We start from the raw sequence: 23,370 nt of genomic DNA on the forward strand, positions 1-23,370 counted from the left end.
CCCCGCGTGAAAGCGGGGCTCTGGATATTATTTAATACGTTGGCCGTTCAGGGCGACTTCGCCAGCTTCATTTATCTCGAGAGTTGTTTCAAGCTGATCGTCCCCTGTGGCGCGGGTGAACATGCCCATCATCATGCGGGCGCCCATCAGTTCGTCCTCAATCGGCAGGCCCATCGTCTGAAGCGTATCCATCAAGGTATTGATGCCCGTCGCGCGCAGCGAAGCGGACCCTTGCGGGCGCGGCATGCCGTCAAACGACTCCATGTCGCTGTAGTCGAAGGTCATCGCGCCTTCGCCGGTAATCTTGGCGCCGACCGCTTCGACGTTCAGCTTTTCGATATTCATTTCGGTCACTTGGCCGGTTTCCTCGACCATGCCCATCATGATGTCGAAAGCGCTGGGCATGAGGATCATGCCGCTGGTGCCGAATTGCAGGGTGACGGGGTCATGCGGCAGCATTCCCATCGGGTCGACCATGCTCCACGCGACCTCCCCAGTGTTGACCTGTTCGAGGTCTATATCGACGCTGAAAGGCATGACCTCGCTCGCACCGGACATCGTAGGCAAAGGCGTTTCGATGCCGAAGCCGATGGTCTTGGCGGAAAGCTCGACGGGAAGCGGCACATCAACGATCTGCCCCATGATCGCCAGATCATTCGCGTTCATGGTCATGCTGATGCGCTGCGTGCTGCCCGCCATGCCGAAGTCGAAAGCACCCAGCTCGCCCGACATCATGCCGGTGTCACCGTAGTCGTCCCACTGCACGATCATTGCCGTGCGGTTCAGGCTGTAGTTGGCGGCAAAGGCGAGTCCGTCGATCGAGTAGGGGTCGAAGTTCGGCTCTTCCATGACGCTCAAGTCGGTCGGCAGGGTGGCCGAGCCGTTCATGCGGGTGCCGTCGGACTGCAAGCTGACGTCCACCATCGAATAGCCGCTGTCATAGCCAAACGCGAGGTCCATGCCGCCGAAACCGAAGTCATAGGTCCAGTCGGTGATATCGCCGCGCGGGCTGGTGCTGTAGCTGCTGCTGAGGTCACGCATATTGAGGTTGAAGTCCGCGTCACCCGGTTCGCCGCGGTCCATCATCTCCAGCAGGGTCAGATTATAGCTCGCTGCTTCATAGGAGAAATTGATGAGGTCGGGCTCTCCGCTGGCGGTCATATTCAGCCCGCTCGTGGTGGCGCCAAGCAGCGCGTAGTCCATTTCGGGATCAAGCGAATTACCGAAATAAACGGTCGAGTCCGGCGACATATCGATCCGCACCGTGCCGTCGCCTTGCTCGACGAACTCCATGTAGGGGTAGTGGGTGCGAAGTAGGATGTCGCCGTCATCGTAGATGATATCGAGGTCCATCACCGAAACCTGACCACCGCCTTCGGACAGATTACCCGTACCAAATTCAAGCTCCGGAATGGCGTCGAAATTGGATTGGAAGGCTTGCCATACCTGATCGGCAGTCACGTCGGCGCTCGCGCCGGTCGCCGTAAGAAGGGCTGCGGTCGCGGCGGTTGCGCGGAAATTCCAAATCGTTTTCATCGTCTGTCCTTTCAGGTAACGCTACGGAAAGGTTCGACCCCGCGCCTTCTTCGGTCAAGGTGAGGAAATCATCCATTCGGATATAAATTGAACTTTAAAACCAAGATGATGCGGAATTGTGAAATGGATCTGAACGGAAAAGTTGTAGTCATCACAGGGGCTAGTCGCGGTATTGGTGAGGCTGCCGCCCGCGCGTTCGTCGCCGCTGGAGCCAAGGTCGCTCTGCTGGCGCGTAGCGAGGACCGCATCGCCGATCTGGCTGGCGAGCTGGGCGAGAACTCCCTCGCGATCCCCTGCGACGTTTGCCGATTCTGGGAAGTGCAGGAGGCGATTGCCGCCACCGCCGAGCGCTGGGGAACGGTCGATATTCTCATCAACAACGCTGGCATGATCGAACCGATGGCCCGCCTTGAGGAAACCGATCCCGAAGACTGGGGGCGTGCGATCGATGTGAACCTCAAGGGTGTTTATAACGGAACCCGCGTTGTGCTGCCGCTGATGGTCGCTGCGGGGGGCGGCACAATTATCAACATCTCGTCCGGCGCCGCGCATAACGCTTACGAACACTGGTCGGCCTACTGCACCTCGAAAGCAGGCGTCTACATGATGACCCGCCAAGTTCATCTGGAGAACGGTGCGCAAGGCGTCCGCTCGCTGGGCCTGTCGCCGGGAACGGTGGCCACGCAGATGCAGAAGGAGATCAAAGCGTCGGGCCGTGGCCGTGTGGCCGAGCTCGAATGGAGCGACCACATTCCGCCAGAATGGCCGGCGAAGGCATTGCTTTGGATGTGCGGCTCCGACGCAGACGCCTACCTCGGACAGGATGTCAGCCTGCGCGAAGACAGCATCCGCAAAGCCATCGGTGTCGCATGATCCGGCTCGAAAAGGACGGGGACCTTTGGCTCGTTACGATTGACCGGCCCGAAAAAGCGAACTCGCTGACCGCCGACATGCTTTCCCGTCTGATCGAGATCGCAAAGGACGCGGACGCGGCAAAGGTGCTGGTTATCACCGGCAACGGGAAGGTGTTTAGCGCCGGTGCCGACCTTGATGAGGCGCGCGCCGGTCTGGCGACCAGTCCGTTGTGGGAAGAGCTATCGGGCACCATCGCGGCGCTGCCGTGTCTGACCATCGCCGCCCTGAATGGCACGCTCGCCGGCGGTGCATTTGGTATGGCGCTGGCATGTGATATGCGGATTTCGGTGTCGACAGCGAAGTTCTTCTATCCGGTGATGAAGCTTGGGTTTCTGCCGCAGCCGTCCGATCCTGTACGGATGACGCAACTCATCGGCCCCTCACGGGCCAAGATGATCCTGATGGGAGGACAAAAGATCGCTGCTGACGAAGCGCTAAACTACGGGCTGGTGGACCGGTTGGTGGCTGGCGATCTGTTGGCTGCAGCACGCGATATCGCAGCAGACGCCCTCAGTGCTACGCCCGAACATATCGCAGGCATCAAAGCCCTGATCCGCTAGCGCTTTTTCGGCACGCGCGAGATAAATGACGGTGGGCGCTTTGCGACCCAGTTCGCGAATTTGGCAAGGCGCGGGTGGCTGCGCAGCGCCTCGGGCGTGTTGAAGTTCCTTGCCAGCTCGGCCTCTGACAGTGCCGCGTGGATTTCTTTGTGGCAGATGTGGTGGAGCAGCACGGTCGGCCCGTTCTTTCCACCTTTGAGCTTCGGGATCAGGTGATGAAGGCTCTGCGGCACATCCGGTGGAATGGGGCGCCCACAAAGCACGCAGGTTGGATCGTCTGACATCGCGTGATACCGCCTTTCGAGGAAAGAGATGGCACGGAGCAGTCGTTTGGCAAAGGCAGTTGTGATCGGAGCGGGACCCGCAGGGCTGATGGCTGCCGAAATGCTCGGCGCCGCCGGTCACGACGTTCTGGTCGCCGACCAGATGCCGTCGCCCGCGCGAAAGTTCCTGATGGCCGGCAAGAGCGGGCTGAACATCACCAACGCAGGCGACGGGTTTGCGGCGGCGTTCGGCGATATGCCCGAGGCGTTGAAAGCCGCGCTGGACGATTTCGGCGCGCGAGACGTGACCGACTGGGTCGAGGGGCTGGGGCAGGAGACTTTCGTCGGATCGACCGGCCGCGTGTTTCCGACGGTGATGAAAGCATCTCCGCTGCTGCGCGCTTGGCTGGCGCGGCTGGGCGACTACGGCGTCGAACTGAAAACCCGTTGGCGTTGGACGGGTTTCGCGGATGGAGCCATGCTGTTCGAAACGCCCGACGGCATGGTCGAAGTGGCTGCCGACGTCATTATCCTCGCGATGGGCGGGGCGAGTTGGAAGCGGCTCGGGTCAGATGGCGAGTGGGCGAAGGCGTTTGCAGGCGACTGCGCGCCCTTTAAGCCCGCGAATATGGGGTTCGTCGTGGACTGGTCCGATCACATGACGCCGTTCTTCGGGCAGCCTGTCAAAGGATGCGGTCTGATCGTCGACGGCCAGACGACCCGTGGCGAGTTCGTCATTTCCCAGCGCGGGATCGAGGGCGGCGGGATCTATACGGTGTCCCGCCAGATGCGTGAGGGCGCGACGCTTTACCTCGATCTGCTGCCGGCTCAGACAATTGCTGCCGTCCGCGCCAAACTTTCCAAGCGCGGCAAGGCCAGCCTGACCAACCATCTGCGGAAGGCGCTGAAGCTCGACGGTGTCAAAATCGCTCTGCTGAACGAATTCGGGCGCCCGTTCCCCGATGACTTGGCGTCTCTGCTCAAGGCTCTCCCCATCAAGCACACTGGCCCGCGACCGATGGACGAGGCGATCTCCGTCGCTGGTGGATTGCGTTTCGATGCCCTGACCGATGATCTGATGCTTCGAAAAATGCCTAGTGTCTTCGCTGCTGGCGAGATGCTTGACTGGGAGGCACCGACAGGCGGCTACCTTCTCACGGCCTGCCTCGCGACGGGGCGCAAGGCAGGGCTCGCCGCTGCCGATTACGCAACCCGTTTGAAGCAGGGCGGCGTGTAGCCGAATTTCGCGATGTCGTTGGCGTAGCGTTCCGAGATTATCTTGCGGGCAACGCGGGTCATGATGCCCGGTGTGACCCGCCTAATGTCATCCATCGCAGGCAGGTTCGCGGGCGGCAGGCCACTTTCGACAAATATGCGTGTAATCTCGCTCTGCGCATCTTCGGCCTTGATCACAAAGCGGACTTTGCCGCCGGTCCAATTGTCGATGGACCAAGTCCCGCACTGCCGCCAACGCGCATGAGGCGCACCGCCGCCGCCGCGTCCTTCGGTGTAGGTGCCATTGAGCCAAGTGACGAAATGCGGCGGGGCCAGACCTGCGGATTGGCGAAACCTCCACAAGCGATCGGTCTTTTTGATCCGCTCATAAAGCGCAGGAAGCCGCGTGAACGGATCGCGGATACAGGTGATGCTGACGTATTCGTTGTAGGGCAGGCCTTTCATCTCCATCGTTTGGGCGACTTCGGCGGGCGGCATGTACGTATAGAACGGATGGCGCGGTGTGCGCAGGTGATATGGCTGAACGACCTCGTCCTGCATGAAGGCCAGCGCGTCGCGTATCCGAGACGATCCGGTCAGCGGATTGTTGTAGAGGATGAACTTAAACCTATGAGAAATAATCATTACCTGTCCGCACATTTTGTCCCTGTGCACGGCAAGCTACGATTGAAAACTTAAGAAAGCGCAAATCCGCCGATGCGAACATGCAACCTTTCGATGCCAACTGCGCCTTTGGTTTTGAAAAGTGACATCATTAGCCCTAGAAAGATGCTGAACTAGTGAAAAGGCGCCGATTTCGATGAAGAACCGCTATTATCTCTGGCTCGGTGTGAGCGCGACAGCCATCGCGACCATCGCCGCAGCCCAAGAGACGCCGCATTACTCGCTTTACGGTACTCCGGGCCTGATCGAAATGCCGAGCGCGTTTTCGGCTCCCGATGCCGAAATCGGGCTTTCGTACAACAGTTTCGAGCTGCAACAGCGCGGCACGCTGACATTCCAGATCACGCCGCGTCTGAGCGGTAGCTTCCGCTACACGCACTTCGACAACTATACCGGCAACGGTGTGGACGACACTTACGACCGCAGCTTTGACTTCCAGTATCGCCTGTTGGACGAGAGCGAATGGATGCCTGCCGTGGCCGTTGGTCTGCGCGACTTTGCCGGTACGGGCCTGCTGACCTCGGAATACGTGGTCGCCAGTAAGCATCTGACTGACGACATCAACGTCACCGGCGGCGTCGGCTGGGGCCGTCTGGGGTCTTACAATGGTGTCAGCGGTTTTGCTGAACGTCCCGCGAACGACTATGAAAATGGCGGCGTGCCTGCGTGGGATCAGTACTTCCGCGGTGACATGGCTGCATTCGGCGGTGTCGAATGGCAGATCACGCCGCAGTTCGCGATGGTCGCCGAATATTCGTCGGATGCCTACACGCGTGAAACCGATAACGGCAGTTTCGAGCATAACAGCCCGTTCAACTTCGGTGTGACCTACACGCCGACCGACCGCATCGCGATCAGCGCCTATTCGCTTTACGGTACCGATGTGGGCCTATCGTTCACCACGACGCTGAACCCCAAATACCGCGCAACGGTGGGCGGCGCTGATCCGGCCCCGCTTCCGGTGCGCGTACGTCCGGCAGGCAGCCAGAACGAGGTCTGGGCACGCACGCCCGAGGTCGAGAGCGCTTTGCGCACCGCTGTGACCCAAGCACTGGCCGCTGACGGCATCGTCGTTGATTCGATGTCCTTCACCGACGATCAGGTCCGCATCCGCTACACTAACAACAAATACCGCGCCGAAGTGCAGGCTGTCGGCCACGTTGCACGTACGCTGACCCAAGCCATGCCGAACGGGATCGACGATTTCCTGATCGAGCCAATGCGCAATGGTATTCCGATTTCGGCGACGCTGATCCACCGCTCCGACCTTGAACAGTTCGAGACCTCGGCGGATGGCACCGCTGAAATCTACCGCCGCTCGCTGACGACTGCCGCCGGACCGCGCGGCGATCTCGTTGATGCGCCGCAGACCGAGGATCGCTTCACTTGGGGCATCGTGCCCTACGGAGAAGTCATCCTGTTCGACAGCCAAAACCCCGGCTCGTTCGAAGCAGGCTTGCAGGCATCGTTCGAATACAAGATCGAGCCGAACCTCGTTCTGGCCGGTTCGGTCAAAAAGAGCGTCTACGATAACCGTGACCAGCTTGGCACAATCAAGCCGTCGACCCTTCAGCCGGTCCGCCGTAACGCGCCGATCTATGCCGAAGAAGGCGATGGCGGCATCGAACGCCTCTCGTTGAGCTGGTACGGCCACCCGAGCGCTGACCTCTATAGTCGCGTAACCCTCGGTTACATCGAGCAAATGCACGGCGGCGTCTCGACCGAGCTGCTCTGGCATCCGCTGGAAAGCCGTTTGGCGCTGGGCGCAGAACTCAACTACACCGCGCAACGTGATTACGATCAGGGCTTCGGTTTCCAAGACTACGAAGTCCTGTCGGGCCACATGTCTGCCTATTACGAGTTTGACCAAGGCTTCCACGCCACCGTCCACGCTGGCCGCTATCTGGCTGGTGACTGGGGTGCGACCGTCGCTTTGGACCGCGAGTTCGACAACGGTTGGAAGATCGGCGCATACGCGACGCTCACCGACGTGCCTTTCGACGACTTCGGCGAAGGCTCGTTCGACAAGGGCATCCGCGTGACGATTCCGTTTGACTGGATCACCGGTCAGCCGTCGCGCCTCGAAAACAACACGACGCTTAGCTCGCTGACCCGTGACGGCGGTGCGCGCCTCGACGTGCAGGATCGCCTCTACGAGGTCGTCCGTGACGGCGATATCACTTCTTATGACGCTTCCTGGGGACGGTTCTGGCGATGAAATTGACTAAACTCGCTTTCGCGGCTCTTGCCGCACTCGCCGCCTGTGGCCCGATGGGTGAAAACAGTGGTGCCGGAAACTTTGTCAAAGGGGTGCAGGGGCTCGCATCTTCGCTGATCTCTGGCCCGGCAGAGCCGGTCGAAGTCGCTCCGCTGTCGCGAGAGCAACTCGCTGCGACCGGTGTCCCGATGATGGTCATGGTCCTGCCGTCCCGCAACGCTACGGCCGCCATGGCGCAAATCAGTGACGCCGGTGGGCGCAAGACGTGGATGTCGCCTGACGGCATCTCTGTCACCACGCAGGACGGTATCGTCGTCGCCACGCGCGGCCTCGGTGATGACCTGATGGGTGCGGATGTCGACGGCGTGCTTTCGGCAATCAGAAACGGCGGCACCGTGCAGCGCACCCACGCGTTCCTGAGCGGTGAAGACCAGATTATCCGCCCGACGCTGACCTGCACCTACAAAAAAGATGCAGATCAGACGATCACGATTCTCGGCCAAAACATCGCGACGACGCGGATGGCCGAAGACTGCGAAAACGCACAGATCGCTTTCAAAAACTACTATTGGTTAGCTAATTCGGGAGAAATTGTCCAAACGCAGCAGTGGATCTCGTATGGGGTTGGCCATTTGGCAACACAACGCCCATGAAAGAAATAATGCAGATAGTGCTGGAAACTTATTCTTGAGTTTCTAGTTCTTTCTGAGTACCCAAATCCTTGAGCGTCAAAATTCTATTGGAGAATAATCATGCGCAAAATCGTACTCGCTTCGGCTCTCGCCCTCACCGCTGCTACCGCTGCTAACGCTGGTGGTATGAACCCGCCGGCAGAAGTTCCGGAAGTCACCGTTGTTCCGGCACCGGCTCCGGCTGGCTCGCTCGGTTCGCTGGGTGGTTCGTCGGCTCTGATCGTTGCCGGCATCCTGGCAGCTCTCGTTGCTGCAGCTGGCTCGGGCTCCTAATAAGTCTTTCGGCTTCGGCCGATACGCAAAGGGCGGACTTTGGTCCGCCCTTTGTCATTTCCGGAGGGTTCATTGCTCTACTCTTTGTTCGAGCGTGTTTTTGCGACGGTCCTATTTGTTCTGACGCTTCCGATCCTCGCGATCGTGGCCCTGCTGATCAGGCTCGATAGCGCGGGCTCTCCGATTTTCCGCCAGACCCGTGTGGGTCAGTCGGAAACCACATTTACTCTCTACAAACTCCGCACGATGAAGATCGGCACGATCAATGCCGGATCGCATCAGGTGTCCGACGCGCAAGTCACCGCACTTGGCAAGCAACTGCGCCGCTTCAAATTGGACGAGCTCCCGCAGCTGTGGAACGTTGTCAGAGGCGATATGCGGCTCGTAGGGCCGCGACCTTGTCTTCCAACGCAGTCTGACGTGATTGAGGCCAGACGACGCTCTGGCGTGCTGCATATCAAGCCTGGGATCACCGGATTGGCGCAAGTGCGGAATATCGACATGTCCACGCCCGACAAACTGGCCGAAGCCGATGCGGAATACGCAAGGAATCGCACCGCGAAGGGTGATCTTCAGCTTCTCGCGGCGACATTCGGCGGCAAAGGCCGCGGCGACGCCGTCAAAGGTTGAGATATTTCAACGTATCAGGCATCCGCGCCTCAGGGCTCCAGTGCCAATCGTCGAATGCTTGACGGTCATAGCGCACCGGCACAGCATCGAGAGCGCTTCGGATCAGCGCTGATTTCCCCGTAGAGGCGCCTGCAAGCCGCAGGAGGGGCGTCGGCACCGGAAGCAGGCGCGCAGACTGGCGGGTGGCCGCTGCGATAGCCTCACAGACCTGTTTCGTGGAGAGCTGAACGCCGTCATGCGGCTCTGGCGTGGAGAGGTTATTCAATGTCCAATCGCTCTCTGTCGCCGTCACTAATGCGTTCATAAAGCTCTCGAAGTTCTGGGCTGCCAGATAGGGGCGCGGGGTATTCGCACAGCCAAGCGGCAGCGGCATCCCCTTTTTCACCAGTTTTGCCAGCGCGGCGAGCGGCCCTTGGCTCCCGGGACCATAGATCGCAGGCGGACGGACGAATACGCATTTGGTCCAAGCGGGCAGAAAGGCCCTCGCGGCGTGTTCGGAGGCCAGTTTCTCGATCCCATATCGCGACGCTTTGGTCGGGTCGATTTCAGCCTGCGAGGCAGCGATGGATGAAATGAAGATCAGACGCTTCGTGCCGCCAAGCGCGATGTTGCGTGCCAGTTTGACGTTCACCGACTCATCGAGCGGCAGGCGCGGATCGCTGGGCGTAACCTCGCCAGCGCAATGAACGACGAAATCGAAGCCACGCGTGTCCAGCGGCGATTCCGAGAGGTCATGCCGGATCTTGCGCGTGTTCGCGTGGGCGCTCTGTTCTGAACCGGGGCGGACGAGGGATGTGACGCGGTGACCGCTCCGGACCAACCTGCGACTGACGCGACCGCCTACAAAACCGCTCGCACCTGTCACAAGTATTTCCAGAGTCATCGCCGTGCCATCATTGCTAGTCTTACGAGTGTTCTTTCGACCAAGGCGGTCAGCGGGACTTTCGATCCCGACCGCAAGGTCATGTCAGTGGCAACCAAATCACTCAGTGCTCGTTCAAGCTTGTCGCGTCCCCACGAACCGGCCTGACGTACAATCGCGTCGCGGCGCGGGCCGAACGCTGGTGGGCGAAGCCGTCCTACGCCTGCTGCAGGGCCGCCCGGATCGGACGCGGCGGTATGCAAGCGGCGGAAGTGTTGGATCGCACCGATACACAACCCTACGGGTTGCACGCCTTGGGCATAGAGCCTGCGGAGGATGGGTGCAATCTCTCCGACCTTCCCATCTGCAACGATATTCAACAAATCGTCCAATCCTGCCTCGGCAGAGCGCGGACGGCAGGCGTCGACATCCTCGACTGTGACCGGCGAGGTGTCCTGATATTTATAGAGACCCAGTTTTTCGAGTGTCTGGCGGAAGTCGCCCGGATCAATCTGGCGCGACAGGCCGACGATGGCATCCATCGCATCGCGGCTGACGTTCGTGAGGCCTGCAGCAGCGATAAGCTGGTCGATTTCCTCGCGTCCCGGCGGGTCGTCGTAGATCCCGATTGAGACGGTGCTGCGGTGGCCTTCGAACAGCTTGCGCAGCGCGGACTTTGCCGTCAGTTGGCCAGCCGTCACGACGATCTGCGCGTCACCGTCGCGCCATTCTTCGAGCGCGGTTTTAAAGGTGTCTGCCAACCCGTCGGTCGCGTCCTCGATGAAGGTCACGCGATGACCTGGGAAGAAGCTGATCGCCTTGATCGAATCGAGCAGCGCCGCGCTGTCCTTGCGCAGTTCAGCGCCGGACATGCGGGTCAGACGCATTTCCTCGTCACCTTTCGGACCGACGAGCGCGTCGATGACCTCTTTCCGGCGGGTCGCCACGCGCATTCCGTCAGAGCCGTAAATCAGGATGCCTGCACGTGCTGGATCGGGCTTACGGAAAAAAGCAAGGGCGTCGCGGGGGCTCAGCTTCATCGGTCAGAGGGACGCGGCTGCAGCCATGACGCGCGCGATGACCTGATCTGCTAGCGCAACGGCGAGGCGGTCGTACGCGTCGTCTTCTGCGGCACGGATCGCAACAATGCTGCCGGTGGTCGAATAGCCGGTGAAGTTATCGACGATGCCGCTGTCGATCACGGTGCCGTCTTCGGCGGTGAGCGAATAGGTCGCCTCGCCAATGACCGTCACGCGGGTCGATTTGTCATTCTGGTCGATAGCGACGTTGTTTTCGGTGATGGAGGTGTTCACCGTCAGCGCATAGGTCGGGGCGCTTGATTGGCCCAAACGACGCGTCAGGCGTTGCGCTATGCGATACCCCACGACCGAATCGTCGGTGATGTAGGCGGTGTGATCGCGGAATGCCGAAGCCATTCCGCGATCACCATAAACGGGTTCGAAACCGCAGCCCGCGAGAACCGTCAGCCCCAGAAGAGCGGTGCGGCGGGTAACGCGGGCATTTGGTTTAGACGACAACGTTCACAATCCTGCCGGGGACAACAATCAGTTTTTTCGGCGCGGACCCATCGAGCGCCTTGGCGACAACATCATGCTCAAGGACGAGCTTTTCAACCTCTTCCTTCGGCATGTCCTTGGGTACGCTGATTTCAGCGCGGCGCTTGCCGTTGATCTGAATCGGCATGGTGACGCTGTCTTCGACAAGCAGCTTTTCGTCAGCCACCGGCCACGCAGCGGAGGTGATGAGACCTTCGCCGCCAAGCAGGCTCCAAAGCTCTTCGGACAGGTGCGGCGTCATCGGGGACATCAGCTGCGCCAGAATGCGCGCTGCTTCTTTCTTGGCCTTACCGCCTGCCTGCGATTTTTGCAGGGTGCTGGTGAAGGCGTAGAGTTTCGCGATCGCGGCGTTAAAGCCGAAGGAGTCAATGTTCGAGGTGATTTCCTGAATGGCCTTGTGAGCGGCCTTCAGAAGATCCTCGTCACCTTTGCCTGCGGCATCGTCCATCTCTGCGATCTCGGCGCAGATACGGTAAACGCGGGCGAGGTGCTTTGCAGCCGCTTCGGCACCCGAAGCAGTCCACTCGACGTCACGCTCCGGCGGCGAATCGGACAGGACGAACCAACGCGCGGTATCTGCGCCATACGACGAGATGATGTTCAGCGGATCGACGACGTTGTTCTTCGACTTCGACATCTTGGTCGAAGGCTCAACGATGATCTTCTCGTTGGTTTCGGTCAGCCAGTGGTTCCCTTCGGCGTCAGAGCTGACCTCCTTGGGGTAATGATACATTTTTCGTCCGCCAGCGAGGGTGCGCTCTGCGTTGACGTAGGCGGCGTGCGTGACCATGCCCTGCGTGAACAGTGCATTGAACGGCTCGCGCGCGGTGTCTGGCAGGTGGCCGGTCACGTTCATCGCGCGGGCGAAGAAACGCGAATACAGCAGGTGCAGAATCGCGTGTTCGATGCCGCCGATGTACTGATCGACGTTCATCCAGTAATCAGCGTCTGCCTCAACGGTCGGCGTGTCGGCGCGCGGCGCGGTGAAGCGGGCGTAGTACCACGACGAATCCACAAAGGTATCCATCGTATCGGTTTCACGCTTGGCAGGCTTGCCGCAGCTCGGGCAGGCGCAATCGCGCCACGTCGGGTGACGGTCGAGCGGGTTACCAGGAACGTCGAAGCTGACATCGTCAGGCAGGCGGACCGGCAGGTTCTCTTTCTTCTCGGGTACGACACCGCAGTCGGCGCAATGCACGACGGGGATCGGACAACCCCAATAGCGCTGACGCGACAGGCCCCAGTCACGCAGGCGGAACTTGGTGACGCCTTTGCCCCAGCCTTCGGCCTCGGCTTTGTCGATGGCGGTGTTCACGCCATCGTCGCCGGTCTGAACTTCGGCACCTGCAAAGCCGCGAATGTAGCGGACCTTTTCCGACTTCATCGGGACGAAGGCTTCGGTCAGAGTTTCCTCTTCGGTGCCCTCGGCGATGAAGACCGGCTTGATCGGCAGGTCGTATTTGGTCGCGAAATCAAAATCGCGCTGGTCGTGGGCAGGGCAGCCGAAAATGGCGCCGGTACCATAGTCCATCAGAATGAAGTTCGCGATCCAGACGGGCAGTTCCCAGTTCGGATCAAGCGGGTGCTTCACGCGCAGACCAGTGTCGAAGCCGAGCTTTTCGGCTTTTTCCAGAGCCTCTTCGGTGGTGCCACCCTTACGGCACTGAGCGACGAACTCTGCAATTTCGGGGTTCGATGCTTCGAGGTCTTTGGCAATCGGGTGATCAGGCGAAATGCCGACGAACGATGCGCCCATCAGGGTGTCCGGACGGGTGGTGTAGACGGTGATCGGCTCGCCCGCGTCGGTGCGTTCAAAGCCGAATTCTAGACCGCGCGATTTGCCGATCCAGTTTGCCTGCATCAGTTTGACCTTGGCGGGCCAGTTATCCAGAGTGTCGATGGATTCCAGCAGGTCTTCGGCCATGTCGGAAATCTTGAAGAACCACTGCACCAGTTCCTTGCGCTCGACCAACGCGCCGGAGCGCCAACCGCGACCGTCTTCGACCTGCTCGTTGGCCAGAACGGTCATATCGACGGGGTCCCAGTTCACCACGGCGTTCTTGCGGTAGACCAGTTCCTTGTCGAGCATGTCGATGAACAGCGCCTGCTGCTGGGCGTAGTATTCGGGATCGCAGGTCGCGAATTCACGGCTCCAGTCGATTGACAGACCGAGCGGCTTCATCTGACCGCGCATGTCGGCGATGTTCTTGTAGGTCCAGTCCTTGGGGTGACCGCCCGAAGCCATCGCAGCGTTTTCCGCAGGCATACCGAAGGCGTCCCAGCCCATCGGGTGCAGCACGTTGTGGCCGGTCGACATTTTGTAGCGCGCGACCACGTCACCCATGGTGTAGTTGCGGACGTGACCCATGTGGATACGGCCCGACGGATACGGGAACATCTCGAGTACGTAGTACTTCGGCTTCGATTCATCGCGCTTTGCGGTGAAGACGCCGGCCTCTTCCCAGGCGGCTTGCCATTTCTGTTCGATATCTGCGGCGGTGTAGCTGGACATAGTCTGGTCCTTTGGGACATGGAAACGCCGGGCATTGGGCCCGGCGCGGTACTTACTCGGTTTTATCGGCGGATTCTATAGGCCGCGGTCTTGAATGCGGATCTGGCGCGCGCGAGCAAAAATCGCATCTTCGATGGTGCGCTGGGTCGCAGCGCTGACTGGTCCGGAAGTCGTTTGCAGCGACAGGCTCAGCGAGCGTGCATCAAGCGCAGGATCGGATACGTGGACCGTGGCGCGATAGGCGCGGCTACCACCCGGAGGGGTGCCGTAGCCGAACACGATAACACCCGTGAATGGATCGACGCTTTCAATGGGCAGGAACGACAGGACGTCGAGCGATGCGGCCCAGAGATACCGGTTGACTGCAACGCTTTCAGCGCCGCGGGTGCGTGTGGCCTGAACCGTCGCGGGTTCTGCCGAACGACTGCCGAAGAGGCCCGAAAACGGATTGCTGCCAATGGTCGAGCAAGCGGTAAGGCCCAAAGCCAGCGCGCTGAGTGTGCCAAAACGGATCGTGCGAGAAATAACCGACAAAATTGCCCCCGTGACTTTGCCCATTCGGGTCGAGTTGCCTGAAATGTGTAACCAAGCGAAACACACCTCACAAGGCTTTTGGCGTCATGGGGTTCTGCCAAAAAAAGAAGAGCGGCCCCGAAGGACCGCTCCCTTTTAGTCTAGATCGCGTTCAGATTAGAACGAGAACGAAACTTCGACGGTGGTGCCGACCTGGTAGTCGCCAGCGCCAACTTCGTCGTCTGCGTTGCCGGTGTCGCCAGCGTCAGCGTAGGAAACGAGCAGGGTAGCGTCGCCACCGAGGTCGTACTGACCAGCGACGTAGTATTCGTCATCCTGGTTGTCTTCCATGTACGCACCAGCGTAAACCATCAGACCGTTTGCGAGGTCGTACGAACCGTCGATCGAGGTCTTAGCAACGCCCTGGTCGTCCTGGTAGTCAACGGTCAGCGAAAGCGGGCCGTTCGAGTAAGCAGCAGCAACACCGTAGTTGTCGTCGCCAACCGATTCCGAAACGTAGTAAGCGGTCAGCTTAACCGGGCCTACCGGGTAGGTGACTTTGAGACCGGTCGAGTCCGAGTTTTCGTCTTCTGCGTAAGCGAGAACGAAGTCAGCGCCAGCCATCGAGGTCGAAACCGAGAGACCCATGATTTCGTCGTCGTTGAAGTCGCCAGCTTCTACAGCAACGTCAGCAGCTTCTTCGTATGCAGCTACAACAGTGAACTGGCCGAGAGCAGCTTTAGCAGCAACCGACAGCTGGTCCAGATCGTTGTCAGCGATGGTGTACGAAACCGAAACGTCAACGTCGCCGAAGGTCATGTCACCACGGAGAACAGCCTGGTTGTCAGCTGCGTCATCCCATGCCGAGGTGAAGCCGTCCGACTCCATGTCGCCAGCCGAAACCCAGAGGCTGTCAGCAGCGGTACCGGTGTCACCGTAGTACAGGCCAGCCATGTCCGAGGTCAGCGACAGAACGTAGCCGCCCGAAACCAGGTCTTGACCGGTGTTGTTGTCAGCAACGTCGTAGTCGAACGAAGCAGCAGCGGTCAGGCCGTTGTCCAGTTCCTGCGACAGGGTAACTGCAACGTTTGCGTCCCAGTAGAAACCGTCGTTGTAGCCCAGAGTAGCCGAGCCGGTGTAGTTAACTTCTGCAGCAGCGACGCCAGCGAAGGCGACGATCGAAGCCGAAGCGAGAAGAATCTTTTTCATGGTTTTCCCTCGTGTTTGCATTCCCGAGAATGCCATTGATTAGGCATTGACGTTCTTCTGCTCCCAAAGCCCTTTTGGCTCAAGTAATTTGAAAGTCGTTAATTCGCCTTCGGATGAATTGATGCAAGGATGACACACACATTTCAGGCGCTATGGAGTGGATGACTTGTGCTCGCGCAGGCCCTAAATGTGATCAAAACCCAATGAAGATAGGCAAAATGGAGCATCCGATGGGGCTGGAAGATATCAAGTCGCGGATCACGGCGGCGGAAAAGGAAAGTGGTCGCGCGGCGGGCAGCGTGACGCTGATTGCGGTCTCCAAGGTCCAGCCCAACGAGCGCGTCGAGGCTGTTCTGAATCAGGGGCAGCGCGTCTTCGGAGAGAACAAGGTGCAGGAAGCGCAGGGAAAATGGCCCGACTTCCGTTCGAAGTTCGACGGCGTCGAGCTGCATCTCATCGGGCCACTTCAGAGCAACAAGGTGCGCGCCGCGATGGGAATCGCGGATGCGATCCATTCGGTAGATCGTCCCAAGTTGGCCGAAACGATTGCCCGGATCGCTCAGGAAGAAGGTCATTGTCCCAAGTTGTTCATTCAGGTGAATACGGGCGAGGAACCACAGAAAGCTGGTGTTCTGCCTGCCGAAGTCGACGGCTTTGTCGCGCATTGCCGTGAACTTTCCCTGCCGGTTGTCGGCCTGATGTGCATCCCGCCCGCTGATGAAGATCCAGCGCCGCATTTCGCAATGCTACGCGAGTTTGCCGAGCGGAATGGTCTGGAGGGATTGTCGATGGGGATGAGCGGCGACTTTGAAAAGGCGATTGCCTTCGGGGCGACCCATGTCCGCGTCGGGTCAGCGATCTTCGGAGAGCGTGACTATAGTAAGTAGAGGGGGCGCTGCCCCCGCGCTGACGCGCTCCCCCGGGATATTTGAGGCACAAAGGCAGTCAACGAACGACCAGTCGGGTGCCGAGGCTGATGCGGGAGCTGATCTTGTAGAGGTCTGCCCGTTTGAGCGCGACGCAGCCAGCTGTTGGAAAGACGGCACGGCGCCATTGGTGGATGAAGATGGCCGAACCTTTGCCGGGTTTGGCATCAGGCCAGTTCCAATCAGTCAGCAGAATCAGATCGTAAACCGGTGCCGAGCGGCGGAGCGGTTCGTGGCTGTATTTGTATGGTGCTTTGACGAAGTGATTATAGTCGGATGCGTCCGGATCATCTGACCAGAGGTCACCGAGGCCGATAGGCTCCGCCCACGCGTTTGGTTTTGCGATGCGGTCCGGGCGGTAGAGCAGTCCTATGATGCTGTGGGTCCCGCGCGGTGTTGCCATGTCGCCTTCGCGTTTATCCGAGGTCAGGCCGCCACGTCCGATGGTGCAGGGATACTTGCGCCCCTGAAACCAGAGGCCCGTGGGCGTGAGGGTGAGGTCGTTGTACCTCACAGGAGGTGGCCGGATTTGCTGGCTTTGGTCGCGAGGTAGTGGTGGTTGTGCCTGTTTTCGCCGACCTTGAGTGGGACGCGTTCAGTGACGGCGATACCGTGGTCCTGCATCCGTGCGACCTTGTTCGGGTTGTTGGTTAGTAGACGCACGGACTTGAAGCCCATCTTGCGCAGGATCTCTGCGCCAATGCGGAAGTCCCGTTCGTCGTCTTCGAAACCGAGGCGGTGGTTGGCCTCCACCGTATCAAAGCCCTGATCCTGAAGCGAATAGGCACGCATCTTGTTGGCGAGGCCAATGCCGCGGCCTTCTTGGTTCAGGTAGAGCAGCACGCCAGCGCCGTTCGCACCCATCTGGCCGAGCGCAGCACGGAGTTGCGGGCCGCAGTCGCACTTGAGACTGCCGAGGACGTCACCGGTAAAGCACGCGGAGTGAAGGCGGGCCAGAACGGGCTCGTCGCGGGAAGGATTGCCGATCTCAATCGCGTAGTGCTCTTCGCCGCCGTCTTCAGGGCGGAAGATATGCAAGCGGCCGGCCTCGGATGCCTCAATGGGTACGCGGGCAAAGATAACGGGGTCGATGGGCGAAAGCTCGGTCGTCAGTGCGGCGTATTCGGGGACGATGGTCAGACCGTTTTCGGCGGCGAACGACGCGGCGTCGGCGACGGCCGCAACCAGAACGGACGGCAGAAGGCGCGCGGACTTGGCGAGTGCGATACCTGCACGGTGGGGCAGGGCGTCGCCCTCGCGCAGACCGTAGAGCGGACCCTTCATCGGCATCGTCAGGTCGTCGGCAGGATCGGCAATCGCACGGACCCAGCGCACATCGGCGTCGGCAGGTAGCGGGACGCGGGCCAGATCGCCGTCATAGGCGGCAATCTTCAATGTAGCTGCGCGGCGTGCGGTAATCGCGAGCGCCAGATCTCCCAGCGACCGGACGGCGGTCAGACGGTCCTGATCGAGCGTTTCGACGGCAAGGATCACGTAGCCGCCCTGCAATACCACAGGTACGCCCATCCGCAGATCGGCGCGAGCACGGGCGATGCATTCAGTGGTGTTGGGGCCGAAAGTCATGTCGCTCACCTTAATATCGAGCCGCATACGTAGGTCATTGTTGCAGGAATTGAAATATTCAGGATGGAACCGACACGTCCGCGTGAGAGTTTTGTAGCAAAGGTTGTCGATCACACGTGACTCTCACATCTCATCGACAAGAAGTGAAGGAGGCCGATAATGGCACAATTGAAACGCATTCTTCTGGTTGATGATGACGACGACCTGCGCGAAGCGCTGGGTGAACAGCTCGTCATGACCGAAGACTTTGACGTTTTCGAAGCCAGCTCCGGTGCCGATGCGATGGGACGTGTCCGTGAAGGACTCTACGACCTCGTTATTCTTGATGTCGGTCTGCCCGACACGGACGGCCGCGAGCTGTGCAAGCTGATGCGCAAGCAGGGCGTCAAATGCCCGATTCTCATGCTCACCGGCCATGACACTGACAGCGACACCATTCTTGGTCTCGACGCCGGCGCGAACGACTATATTACCAAGCCGTTCAAGTTCCCCGTCCTGCTGGCCCGCCTGCGTGCCCAGCTACGGACGCACGAGCAGTCTGAAGATGCTGTATTCCAGCTTGGGCCGTATACGTTCCAACCGGCACAGAAATTGCTCGTCACTACTGACGACAAGAAAGTCCGCCTGACCGAGAAAGAGACGAACATCCTCAAGTTCCTCTATCGCTCGTCTGATGGTGTGGTTCCGCGCGACGTGCTGCTGCACGAGGTTTGGGGCTACAATGCAGGAGTGACGACCCACACGCTGGAGACTCACATTTATCGCCTGCGCCAGAAGATCGAGCCCGATCCGTCAAATGCGCGCATTCTTGTCACAGAAAGTGGCGGATATCGACTCGTCGCCTAATAAGTGTAAACTTTATTAGTGATTTGTCGTAATATGCGAAAGAGTTCCCCTGGTGGCGGGGTCAAGCCACTCCTCCCTGTTGGACTTGCCCCCGCCCACTTGCGGGGGCTTTTTTTGTCAAAGTCCAAAAGTCATATCGGCGCAAACCGCTTCGGTGATATCCGCAGTTTCGTAGGTTTCTGCAACATTTTGAAAGAGTTGCACGGCTGCCGGTAGGTCGCCAATGACGTGCATCATGATGTCGTTGTACGTCTGGAAGCTGTCTGCGAGCATACGGTCAGCCATCTCATTGGCTCGCGAAAGCCCGTCTTCATACTCGTCCGCCGTACCGACGAGGCTGAGCGATAGGCTCATTACAGATGCGGCTTCTCTGTATTGCGCAGACACCTCGCGAGCGATTTCTGAGTCTTTTTCGCTCATCGTGTAAGTCGGACCATAGCGCGTTGCGAGGTGCGACATTTCCATAAGGGCGCGATAGTAGTCGAGCGCGCTGTAGAATTCAGCGTTTCCGCCGGACTGCTCGATTTCCGACATTTGCGTAATTTCACATCCGTTGAGGCTGCGCGCCGATACTTCGACACCCAAGACAAAGGCGATGGTCCGCATCAGATTGTCGTAGGACATCGGCACGATATCGTCGGCGCTCCTGTCGATGGCCTTCATTAAGGGTATGAAATAGAGGGCCTCGTCGAAGTTCGTGAAACTCCCTTCGACCGGAAAGTCGGACACCTTGTCATCGCGAAGCACCTGATGGCTCACGACACGAGTGCCGTTGGTTTCCATCACAAGCCCGTCCCAGACGGGATCGCACATGCCAGTCTCGGCGCACATGTCGGCGTCCGGTTGGTAGAGTGCGACAAACGTGGCCCTGATCGTGTTTCCGTCGACATCGAGGTGCACATAGCGCGGCGTGGCGACCTCGGGATCAAAGATCTGCGGCCCGACTGCATAGCTCCCGTCCTCAAGCGCCGATGCGGGCAGGGCGAATGCGGAAATCATTGCGGCAGCAAAGAGCGACTTCATTGCAGGGCCTTTTGGAAACGGGTTCATCTTGCTAGGACTGCCTCACCAAACCGGAGCAGCACCATGACTTTCAGCCTTGCCACGTGGAATATCAACTCGGTTCGTCTGCGCGAAGCGCTCGTGTCGCGCCTCATGACCGAAGAACTGCCGGACGTCCTGTGCCTGCAAGAGTGCAAAAGTCCGGTCGAGAAAATCCCGTTCGATACCTTCAAGGCGCTTGGCTACGAGTACATGGTTGCGCGGGGACAGAAGGGCTACAACGGCGTGGCGATCCTGTCGAAAATCCCGATGGAAGAAACCGACAGTCAGGATTTCGCGACGCTCGGCCATGCGCGTCATATCGCGGGCAAACTGGAAAACGGCGTGACCGTTCACAACTTCTATGTGCCTGCGGGCGGCGACGAGCCGGATCGCGAAAAGAACGAGAAGTTCGGCCAGAAGCTCGATTACCTGACCGAGATGCGCGACCACTTCCATGCACAAAAGCCTGAAAAGGCAATCCTTGTGGGTGACCTCAACATCGCACCGCGCGAAGATGACGTCTGGGATCACAAGAAGCTACTGAAGATCGTCAGCCACACCCCGATCGAGGTCGAGCATCTGGCGCAGGTTCAGGATGCCGCGAACTGGGTCGACATCACCCGTCAGGACATCCCTGAGGGCCTGCTTTATTCTTGGTGGTCGTACCGTGCGAAGGACTGGGATGCGGCCGACAAAGGTCGCCGTCTGGACCACATCTGGGCGACCCCTGATATTTCGAACGCTGCCCACAGCAGCCGCGTTCTGCGTGCGGCACGCGGCTGGGAACAGCCGAGCGACCACGCGCCGGTCTTCGCGACGTTCGACCTTTAAAGCTTGGCGACGGCCTCCGCGACCGCCTTGCCCAAGGTGACATGGGCGTCCGCTTCGAAGTGGACGCCGTCTACCTCGCTCACCGAGATATGCTGGCCTGCATCCATGAACGATGCGCCCCAGTGCGCAGACAGATCGGCGTAGAGCGCGGGCAGTTCCGCGCCCTTTTTGTCCCCACCATAGAACACGTCCTTGATCGCACCCTGCACTTTGACGGGCGGCGGGCAGATGACGAGCACTTTGAAGCCGCCGTGCTTTTCCTGCATTTCTAACGACATCGCGATTCCGAGGAGTGCTGCGATGCCGCCCGTGATCGCTTCGGGTGTCGCGCCGAACATCGCTTTGGTATCGTTCGTACCAAGCATGATCGTCAGCACGTCGATCGGTTTGTGCGAATCCAGCGCGATCCGCAGCCCGAGCGTGCCGTCCATGTGCGCGCCCATCAGCGGATCCGTGAAGATTGTTGTACGGCCAGGAAGCCCTTCTTCGATCAGCGTCCAGTCGCCGCCCAGCTTTTCATGCATGACGGTCGGCCAGCGGGTGCCGACAGGGTGGCGCAGATGCTCGATACGGTTGGTCATCGGCGGGGTGCCGTGCGTGTTGCTGTCGCCGAAGGTCAGAATAACGGGCATGAACTTTTCCAATGCTCAAAAGGATTGTGTCAGCTTGACGCAAAGCGCTGTCCCTTGTCCATCGGGAGTCATCACCGCATATAAGGGGCAACACTTATTCAGGAGGGCAACATGCTCGAACTTGGTGCAAACACCGCCCCGCAAGGTGATCTGATCAAAGAAGGTTCGGACGCCACCTTTATCGAAGACGTCGTCGAAGCGTCGAAGACCGTTCCTGTTATCGTCGATTTCTGGGCACCGTGGTGCGGCCCGTGCAAAACGCTCGGCCCTGCGCTGGAGAAAGCCGTGACCGCTGCGAAGGGCGCAGTGAAGATGGTCAAGATCGACGTCGACCAGCATCAGGGCTATGCGGGCCAGCTGCGCGTGCAGTCGATCCCGACCGTCTATGCGTTCTGGCAGGGCCAGCCGGTTGACGGTTTCCAAGGCGCCGTTCCGGGCAGCCAGATCGAAGAGTTCGTGAAGAAGCTTGCTGCCATGGGCGGCGGTGCGGACGAGGGCCTCGAAGCTGCTGTCGAAGAAGCCTACAACGTGCTCGAAGAAGGCGACATCGGAAGCGCCACCGAGATTTTCCAAGCGGTTCTGGGTGAAGAGCCCGAGAACACCAAAGCCTATGCCGGTCTGGTCAGCTGCTACATTGCTGCCGAAAAGCTGGATGAGGCCGAAGCCGTTCTGAACGGCGCGCCGGAGCCGATTTCGCAGTCCGCGGAACTCGACGCAGTGCGTGCACAGATCGCGCTCGCCCGTCAGGCCGAAAACGCTGGTCCCGTGGCCGAGCTGACCGCTGCTGTCGAAGCAAACCCCGCCGACCATCAGGCGCGTTTTGATCTTGCCAACGCCCTTGCCGCGCATGGTCATACGCAAGAGGCTGTCGACCAGCTTCTGGAGATCTTCCGCCGTGATCGCGAATGGAATGACGGGGCTGCCAAAACCCAGCTGTTCCAGATTTTCGACGCGCTCAAGCCGAACGATCCGGTCGTGCTGAGTGGTCGCCGGAAACTTTCGTCGATGATATTTGCCTGAGGGCAGGGCGGCGCTAACTCAAACCCATGCAACGACCCTCCGAACTCTCGCAGACAATTCCGGTCTTTCCACTTCCGGGAGCTCTCTTGCTCCCGCGGGCGAAACTACCGCTGCACATCTTTGAACCGCGTTACCTCCAGATGGTCGATGACGTCCTGAAAACGCAGGACCGTCTGATCGGTATGGTTCAGCCCAACGGTGATCGCGGCCTTCACAGCATCGGCTGTGCAGGTCGTCTGACCGGATTTTCGGAGACGGAGGATGGCCGGTACATGATTACCCTGACCGGCATCTCCCGCTTCCGCATGAAGGACGAGGTCGAGGGCTTTACCCCCTACAAGCGGTTCAACGTGAGTTGGGATGGCTTTGAGGGTGATCTGGGACATCCGGAGCATGACGCCGGCCTTGATCGCGAAAAGCTCATGGATCTGCTGGGCCGCTATCTATCGGCCAACGATCTGTCGACAGATTGGGATGGCATCCGCGAGGCGGAAGACGAGATGTTGATCAACTCGCTTTCCATGCTATGCCCGTTCGAGCCTGAGGACCGTCAGGCTCTTCTGGAAGCACCCGATTTGGTGACACGTCGCGAAACGCTGGTCACCTTGATCGAATTCGCCCTGCGGGGCGGCGGAGACGAGAGACTACAATGACCGACGTCGCATTCGACCCCAAAATGCTCGAAGCACTGATGTGCCCTGTCAGCCAGACCCGCCTGTCCTATGACGCGGCAAAGCAGGAACTGGTGTCGGAAGTCGGTAAGCTGGCGTTCCCCATCCGGAACGGCATTCCGGTCATGCTCGTGGACGAAGCACGCCAGCTTTGATC

Annotated in this window: 26 protein-coding genes; 13 read left to right on the plus strand and 13 right to left on the minus strand. The window is 59.5% G+C overall.

From position 1 onward, the window contains the following. Positions 1-27: 27 nt before the first annotated feature. Positions 28-1,536: a DUF2125 domain-containing protein gene (locus IF204_RS14375; RefSeq protein WP_194097774.1), complete on the minus strand. Its 1,509-nt coding sequence runs from the start codon at positions 1,534-1,536 to the stop codon at positions 28-30. Between the two features lie 123 nt (positions 1,537-1,659). Between IF204_RS14375 and IF204_RS14380 the strand changes: the two genes are divergently transcribed. Both IF204_RS14380 and IF204_RS14385 read left to right on the plus strand, forming a co-directional pair. Continuing rightward, complete coding sequence (locus tag IF204_RS14380; protein WP_194097775.1) at positions 1,660-2,409, plus strand: SDR family oxidoreductase; 750 nt, start codon at positions 1,660-1,662, stop codon at positions 2,407-2,409. After that, a complete protein-coding gene (locus tag IF204_RS14385) occupies positions 2,406-3,011 on the plus strand; it encodes an enoyl-CoA hydratase/isomerase family protein (protein ID WP_194097776.1) in 606 nt (201 codons plus the stop codon). Before IF204_RS14380 ends, IF204_RS14385 begins: the two co-directional genes overlap by 4 nt. On the opposite strand, the gene IF204_RS14390 is transcribed toward IF204_RS14385, so the two are convergent. Beyond that, the gene (locus tag IF204_RS14390) at positions 3,008-3,295 is read right to left on the minus strand and encodes an HNH endonuclease (RefSeq protein ID WP_194097777.1); all 288 of its coding nucleotides are present in this window, start codon (positions 3,293-3,295) and stop codon (positions 3,008-3,010) included. The two genes, IF204_RS14385 and IF204_RS14390, sit on opposite strands and share 4 nt — an antisense overlap. A gap of 46 nt (positions 3,296-3,341) precedes the next feature. On the opposite strand from IF204_RS14390, the gene IF204_RS14395 reads away from it, so the two are divergent. Beyond that, positions 3,342-4,511, plus strand: coding sequence for a TIGR03862 family flavoprotein (locus tag IF204_RS14395; RefSeq protein WP_194097778.1), 1,170 nt, complete (start codon positions 3,342-3,344; stop codon positions 4,509-4,511). Here IF204_RS14395 and IF204_RS14400 read toward each other — a convergent pair. Then, on the minus strand, positions 4,478-5,134 hold the full coding sequence (locus tag IF204_RS14400) for a hypothetical protein (RefSeq protein ID WP_194097779.1): 657 nt from the start codon (positions 5,132-5,134) through the stop codon (positions 4,478-4,480). The two genes, IF204_RS14395 and IF204_RS14400, sit on opposite strands and share 34 nt — an antisense overlap. A 175-nt stretch (positions 5,135-5,309) precedes the next feature. On the opposite strand from IF204_RS14400, the gene IF204_RS14405 reads away from it, so the two are divergent. The 4 genes from IF204_RS14405 to IF204_RS14420 all read left to right on the plus strand — a co-directional run bounded on the left by IF204_RS14405 (position 5,310) and on the right by IF204_RS14420 (position 8,986). Next, on the plus strand, positions 5,310-7,391 hold the full coding sequence (locus IF204_RS14405) for a YjbH domain-containing protein (protein ID WP_194097780.1): 2,082 nt from the start codon (positions 5,310-5,312) through the stop codon (positions 7,389-7,391). Then, positions 7,388-8,044, plus strand: a complete 657-nt coding sequence (locus tag IF204_RS14410; RefSeq protein WP_194097781.1) for a YjbF family lipoprotein — start codon at positions 7,388-7,390, stop codon at positions 8,042-8,044. The genes IF204_RS14405 and IF204_RS14410 overlap by 4 nt, the downstream gene beginning before the upstream one ends. A gap of 99 nt (positions 8,045-8,143) precedes the next feature. Beyond that, positions 8,144-8,356, plus strand: a complete 213-nt coding sequence (locus IF204_RS14415) for a hypothetical protein (RefSeq protein WP_194097782.1) — start codon at positions 8,144-8,146, stop codon at positions 8,354-8,356. Positions 8,357-8,428: 72 nt separating this feature from the next. Beyond that, complete coding sequence (locus tag IF204_RS14420) at positions 8,429-8,986, plus strand: sugar transferase (protein WP_228069212.1); 558 nt, start codon at positions 8,429-8,431, stop codon at positions 8,984-8,986. On the opposite strand, the gene IF204_RS14425 is transcribed toward IF204_RS14420, so the two are convergent. From IF204_RS14425 to IF204_RS14450, 6 genes are all read right to left on the minus strand, one after another. Next, positions 8,976-9,869 (minus strand): NAD-dependent epimerase/dehydratase family protein, encoded by an 894-nt coding sequence (locus IF204_RS14425; RefSeq protein WP_194097783.1) that lies wholly within the window; start codon positions 9,867-9,869, stop codon positions 8,976-8,978. The genes IF204_RS14420 and IF204_RS14425 overlap by 11 nt on opposite strands. Continuing rightward, positions 9,866-10,888, minus strand: coding sequence for a DNA polymerase III subunit delta (gene holA, locus IF204_RS14430; protein WP_194097784.1), 1,023 nt, complete (start codon positions 10,886-10,888; stop codon positions 9,866-9,868). The genes IF204_RS14425 and holA overlap by 4 nt, the downstream gene beginning before the upstream one ends. Positions 10,889-10,891: 3 nt before the next feature. Further along, positions 10,892-11,386, minus strand: coding sequence for an LPS assembly lipoprotein LptE (lptE, locus tag IF204_RS14435; protein ID WP_194097785.1), 495 nt, complete (start codon positions 11,384-11,386; stop codon positions 10,892-10,894). Continuing rightward, positions 11,376-13,937 carry a leucine--tRNA ligase gene (gene leuS, locus IF204_RS14440; RefSeq protein WP_194097786.1) on the minus strand — a complete coding sequence of 854 codons (2,562 nt, stop codon included), beginning with the start codon at positions 13,935-13,937 and terminating at the stop codon, positions 11,376-11,378. Before leuS ends, lptE begins: the two co-directional genes overlap by 11 nt. 75 nt (positions 13,938-14,012) lie before the next feature. Beyond that, positions 14,013-14,471: a DUF3576 domain-containing protein gene (locus IF204_RS14445; RefSeq protein ID WP_228069214.1), complete on the minus strand. Its 459-nt coding sequence runs from the start codon at positions 14,469-14,471 to the stop codon at positions 14,013-14,015. A 156-nt stretch (positions 14,472-14,627) separates the two neighbouring features. Further along, on the minus strand, positions 14,628-15,659 hold the full coding sequence (locus IF204_RS14450; RefSeq protein WP_194097788.1) for a porin: 1,032 nt from the start codon (positions 15,657-15,659) through the stop codon (positions 14,628-14,630). 230 nt (positions 15,660-15,889) lie between these two features. Between IF204_RS14450 and IF204_RS14455 the strand changes: the two genes are divergently transcribed. Then, positions 15,890-16,546, plus strand: coding sequence for a YggS family pyridoxal phosphate-dependent enzyme (locus IF204_RS14455; RefSeq protein ID WP_194097789.1), 657 nt, complete (start codon positions 15,890-15,892; stop codon positions 16,544-16,546). 58 nt (positions 16,547-16,604) lie between these two features. Here the strand turns inward: IF204_RS14455 and IF204_RS14460 are convergent, their stop codons facing one another. Both IF204_RS14460 and ribA read right to left on the minus strand, forming a co-directional pair. Then, positions 16,605-17,099: a L,D-transpeptidase family protein gene (locus tag IF204_RS14460; RefSeq protein WP_194097790.1), complete on the minus strand. Its 495-nt coding sequence runs from the start codon at positions 17,097-17,099 to the stop codon at positions 16,605-16,607. After that, positions 17,096-18,169: a GTP cyclohydrolase II gene (gene ribA / locus IF204_RS14465; RefSeq protein ID WP_194097791.1), complete on the minus strand. Its 1,074-nt coding sequence runs from the start codon at positions 18,167-18,169 to the stop codon at positions 17,096-17,098. The genes IF204_RS14460 and ribA overlap by 4 nt, the downstream gene beginning before the upstream one ends. A gap of 159 nt (positions 18,170-18,328) precedes the next feature. On the opposite strand from ribA, the gene IF204_RS14470 reads away from it, so the two are divergent. Then, on the plus strand, positions 18,329-19,015 hold the full coding sequence (locus tag IF204_RS14470) for a response regulator transcription factor (RefSeq protein ID WP_167636551.1): 687 nt from the start codon (positions 18,329-18,331) through the stop codon (positions 19,013-19,015). A gap of 117 nt (positions 19,016-19,132) precedes the next feature. Here IF204_RS14470 and IF204_RS14475 read toward each other — a convergent pair whose 3' ends face one another. Then, positions 19,133-20,038, minus strand: a complete 906-nt coding sequence (locus IF204_RS14475) for a hypothetical protein (RefSeq protein ID WP_194097792.1) — start codon at positions 20,036-20,038, stop codon at positions 19,133-19,135. A 63-nt stretch (positions 20,039-20,101) separates the two neighbouring features. Between IF204_RS14475 and IF204_RS14480 the strand changes: the two genes are divergently transcribed. Further along, complete coding sequence (locus IF204_RS14480; protein WP_194097793.1) at positions 20,102-20,890, plus strand: exodeoxyribonuclease III; 789 nt, start codon at positions 20,102-20,104, stop codon at positions 20,888-20,890. Here IF204_RS14480 and IF204_RS14485 read toward each other — a convergent pair. Further along, the gene (locus tag IF204_RS14485) at positions 20,887-21,522 is read right to left on the minus strand and encodes an SGNH/GDSL hydrolase family protein (protein ID WP_194097794.1); all 636 of its coding nucleotides are present in this window, start codon (positions 21,520-21,522) and stop codon (positions 20,887-20,889) included. The two genes, IF204_RS14480 and IF204_RS14485, sit on opposite strands and share 4 nt — an antisense overlap. 111 nt (positions 21,523-21,633) lie before the next feature. On the opposite strand from IF204_RS14485, the gene IF204_RS14490 reads away from it, so the two are divergent. The 3 genes from IF204_RS14490 to IF204_RS14500 are packed head-to-tail and all read left to right on the plus strand — an operon-like array spanning position 21,634 to position 23,368. Continuing rightward, the gene (locus IF204_RS14490) at positions 21,634-22,542 is read left to right on the plus strand and encodes a thioredoxin family protein (protein ID WP_194097795.1); all 909 of its coding nucleotides are present in this window, start codon (positions 21,634-21,636) and stop codon (positions 22,540-22,542) included. Between the two features lie 26 nt (positions 22,543-22,568). Continuing rightward, entirely contained in the window at positions 22,569-23,195 is a 627-nt protein-coding gene (locus IF204_RS14495; RefSeq protein WP_194097796.1) for an LON peptidase substrate-binding domain-containing protein, read from the plus strand. After that, positions 23,192-23,368, plus strand: a complete 177-nt coding sequence (locus IF204_RS14500; protein WP_194097797.1) for a Trm112 family protein — start codon at positions 23,192-23,194, stop codon at positions 23,366-23,368. The genes IF204_RS14495 and IF204_RS14500 overlap by 4 nt, the downstream gene beginning before the upstream one ends. The last annotated feature ends 2 nt before the right edge of the window (positions 23,369-23,370 follow it).

The sequence above is a fragment of the Marivivens aquimaris genome, from assembly GCF_015220045.1.
Classification (GTDB): Bacteria; Pseudomonadota; Alphaproteobacteria; order Rhodobacterales; family Rhodobacteraceae; genus Marivivens; species Marivivens aquimaris.

Coding starts and splice junctions, on each gene's coding strand:
- IF204_RS14375 (WP_194097774.1), bottom strand. CDS start 1,536: ATGAAAACGATTTGGAATTTCCGCGCAACCGCCGCGACCGCAGCCCTT.
- IF204_RS14380 (WP_194097775.1), top strand. CDS start 1,660: ATGGATCTGAACGGAAAAGTTGTAGTCATCACAGGGGCTAGTCGCGGT.
- IF204_RS14385 (WP_194097776.1), top strand. CDS start 2,406: ATGATCCGGCTCGAAAAGGACGGGGACCTTTGGCTCGTTACGATTGAC.
- IF204_RS14390 (WP_194097777.1), bottom strand. CDS start 3,295: ATGTCAGACGATCCAACCTGCGTGCTTTGTGGGCGCCCCATTCCACCG.
- IF204_RS14400 (WP_194097779.1), bottom strand. CDS start 5,134: ATGATTATTTCTCATAGGTTTAAGTTCATCCTCTACAACAATCCGCTG.
- IF204_RS14405 (WP_194097780.1), top strand. CDS start 5,310: ATGAAGAACCGCTATTATCTCTGGCTCGGTGTGAGCGCGACAGCCATC.
- IF204_RS14410 (WP_194097781.1), top strand. CDS start 7,388: ATGAAATTGACTAAACTCGCTTTCGCGGCTCTTGCCGCACTCGCCGCC.
- IF204_RS14415 (WP_194097782.1), top strand. CDS start 8,144: ATGCGCAAAATCGTACTCGCTTCGGCTCTCGCCCTCACCGCTGCTACC.
- IF204_RS14425 (WP_194097783.1), bottom strand. CDS start 9,869: ATGACTCTGGAAATACTTGTGACAGGTGCGAGCGGTTTTGTAGGCGGT.
- holA (WP_194097784.1), bottom strand. CDS start 10,888: ATGAAGCTGAGCCCCCGCGACGCCCTTGCTTTTTTCCGTAAGCCCGAT.
- leuS (WP_194097786.1), bottom strand. CDS start 13,937: ATGTCCAGCTACACCGCCGCAGATATCGAACAGAAATGGCAAGCCGCC.
- IF204_RS14450 (WP_194097788.1), bottom strand. CDS start 15,659: ATGAAAAAGATTCTTCTCGCTTCGGCTTCGATCGTCGCCTTCGCTGGC.
- IF204_RS14455 (WP_194097789.1), top strand. CDS start 15,890: ATGGGGCTGGAAGATATCAAGTCGCGGATCACGGCGGCGGAAAAGGAA.
- ribA (WP_194097791.1), bottom strand. CDS start 18,169: ATGACTTTCGGCCCCAACACCACTGAATGCATCGCCCGTGCTCGCGCC.
- IF204_RS14470 (WP_167636551.1), top strand. CDS start 18,329: ATGGCACAATTGAAACGCATTCTTCTGGTTGATGATGACGACGACCTG.
- IF204_RS14475 (WP_194097792.1), bottom strand. CDS start 20,038: ATGAAGTCGCTCTTTGCTGCCGCAATGATTTCCGCATTCGCCCTGCCC.
- IF204_RS14480 (WP_194097793.1), top strand. CDS start 20,102: ATGACTTTCAGCCTTGCCACGTGGAATATCAACTCGGTTCGTCTGCGC.
- IF204_RS14485 (WP_194097794.1), bottom strand. CDS start 21,522: ATGCCCGTTATTCTGACCTTCGGCGACAGCAACACGCACGGCACCCCG.
- IF204_RS14490 (WP_194097795.1), top strand. CDS start 21,634: ATGCTCGAACTTGGTGCAAACACCGCCCCGCAAGGTGATCTGATCAAA.
- IF204_RS14495 (WP_194097796.1), top strand. CDS start 22,569: ATGCAACGACCCTCCGAACTCTCGCAGACAATTCCGGTCTTTCCACTT.
- IF204_RS14500 (WP_194097797.1), top strand. CDS start 23,192: ATGACCGACGTCGCATTCGACCCCAAAATGCTCGAAGCACTGATGTGC.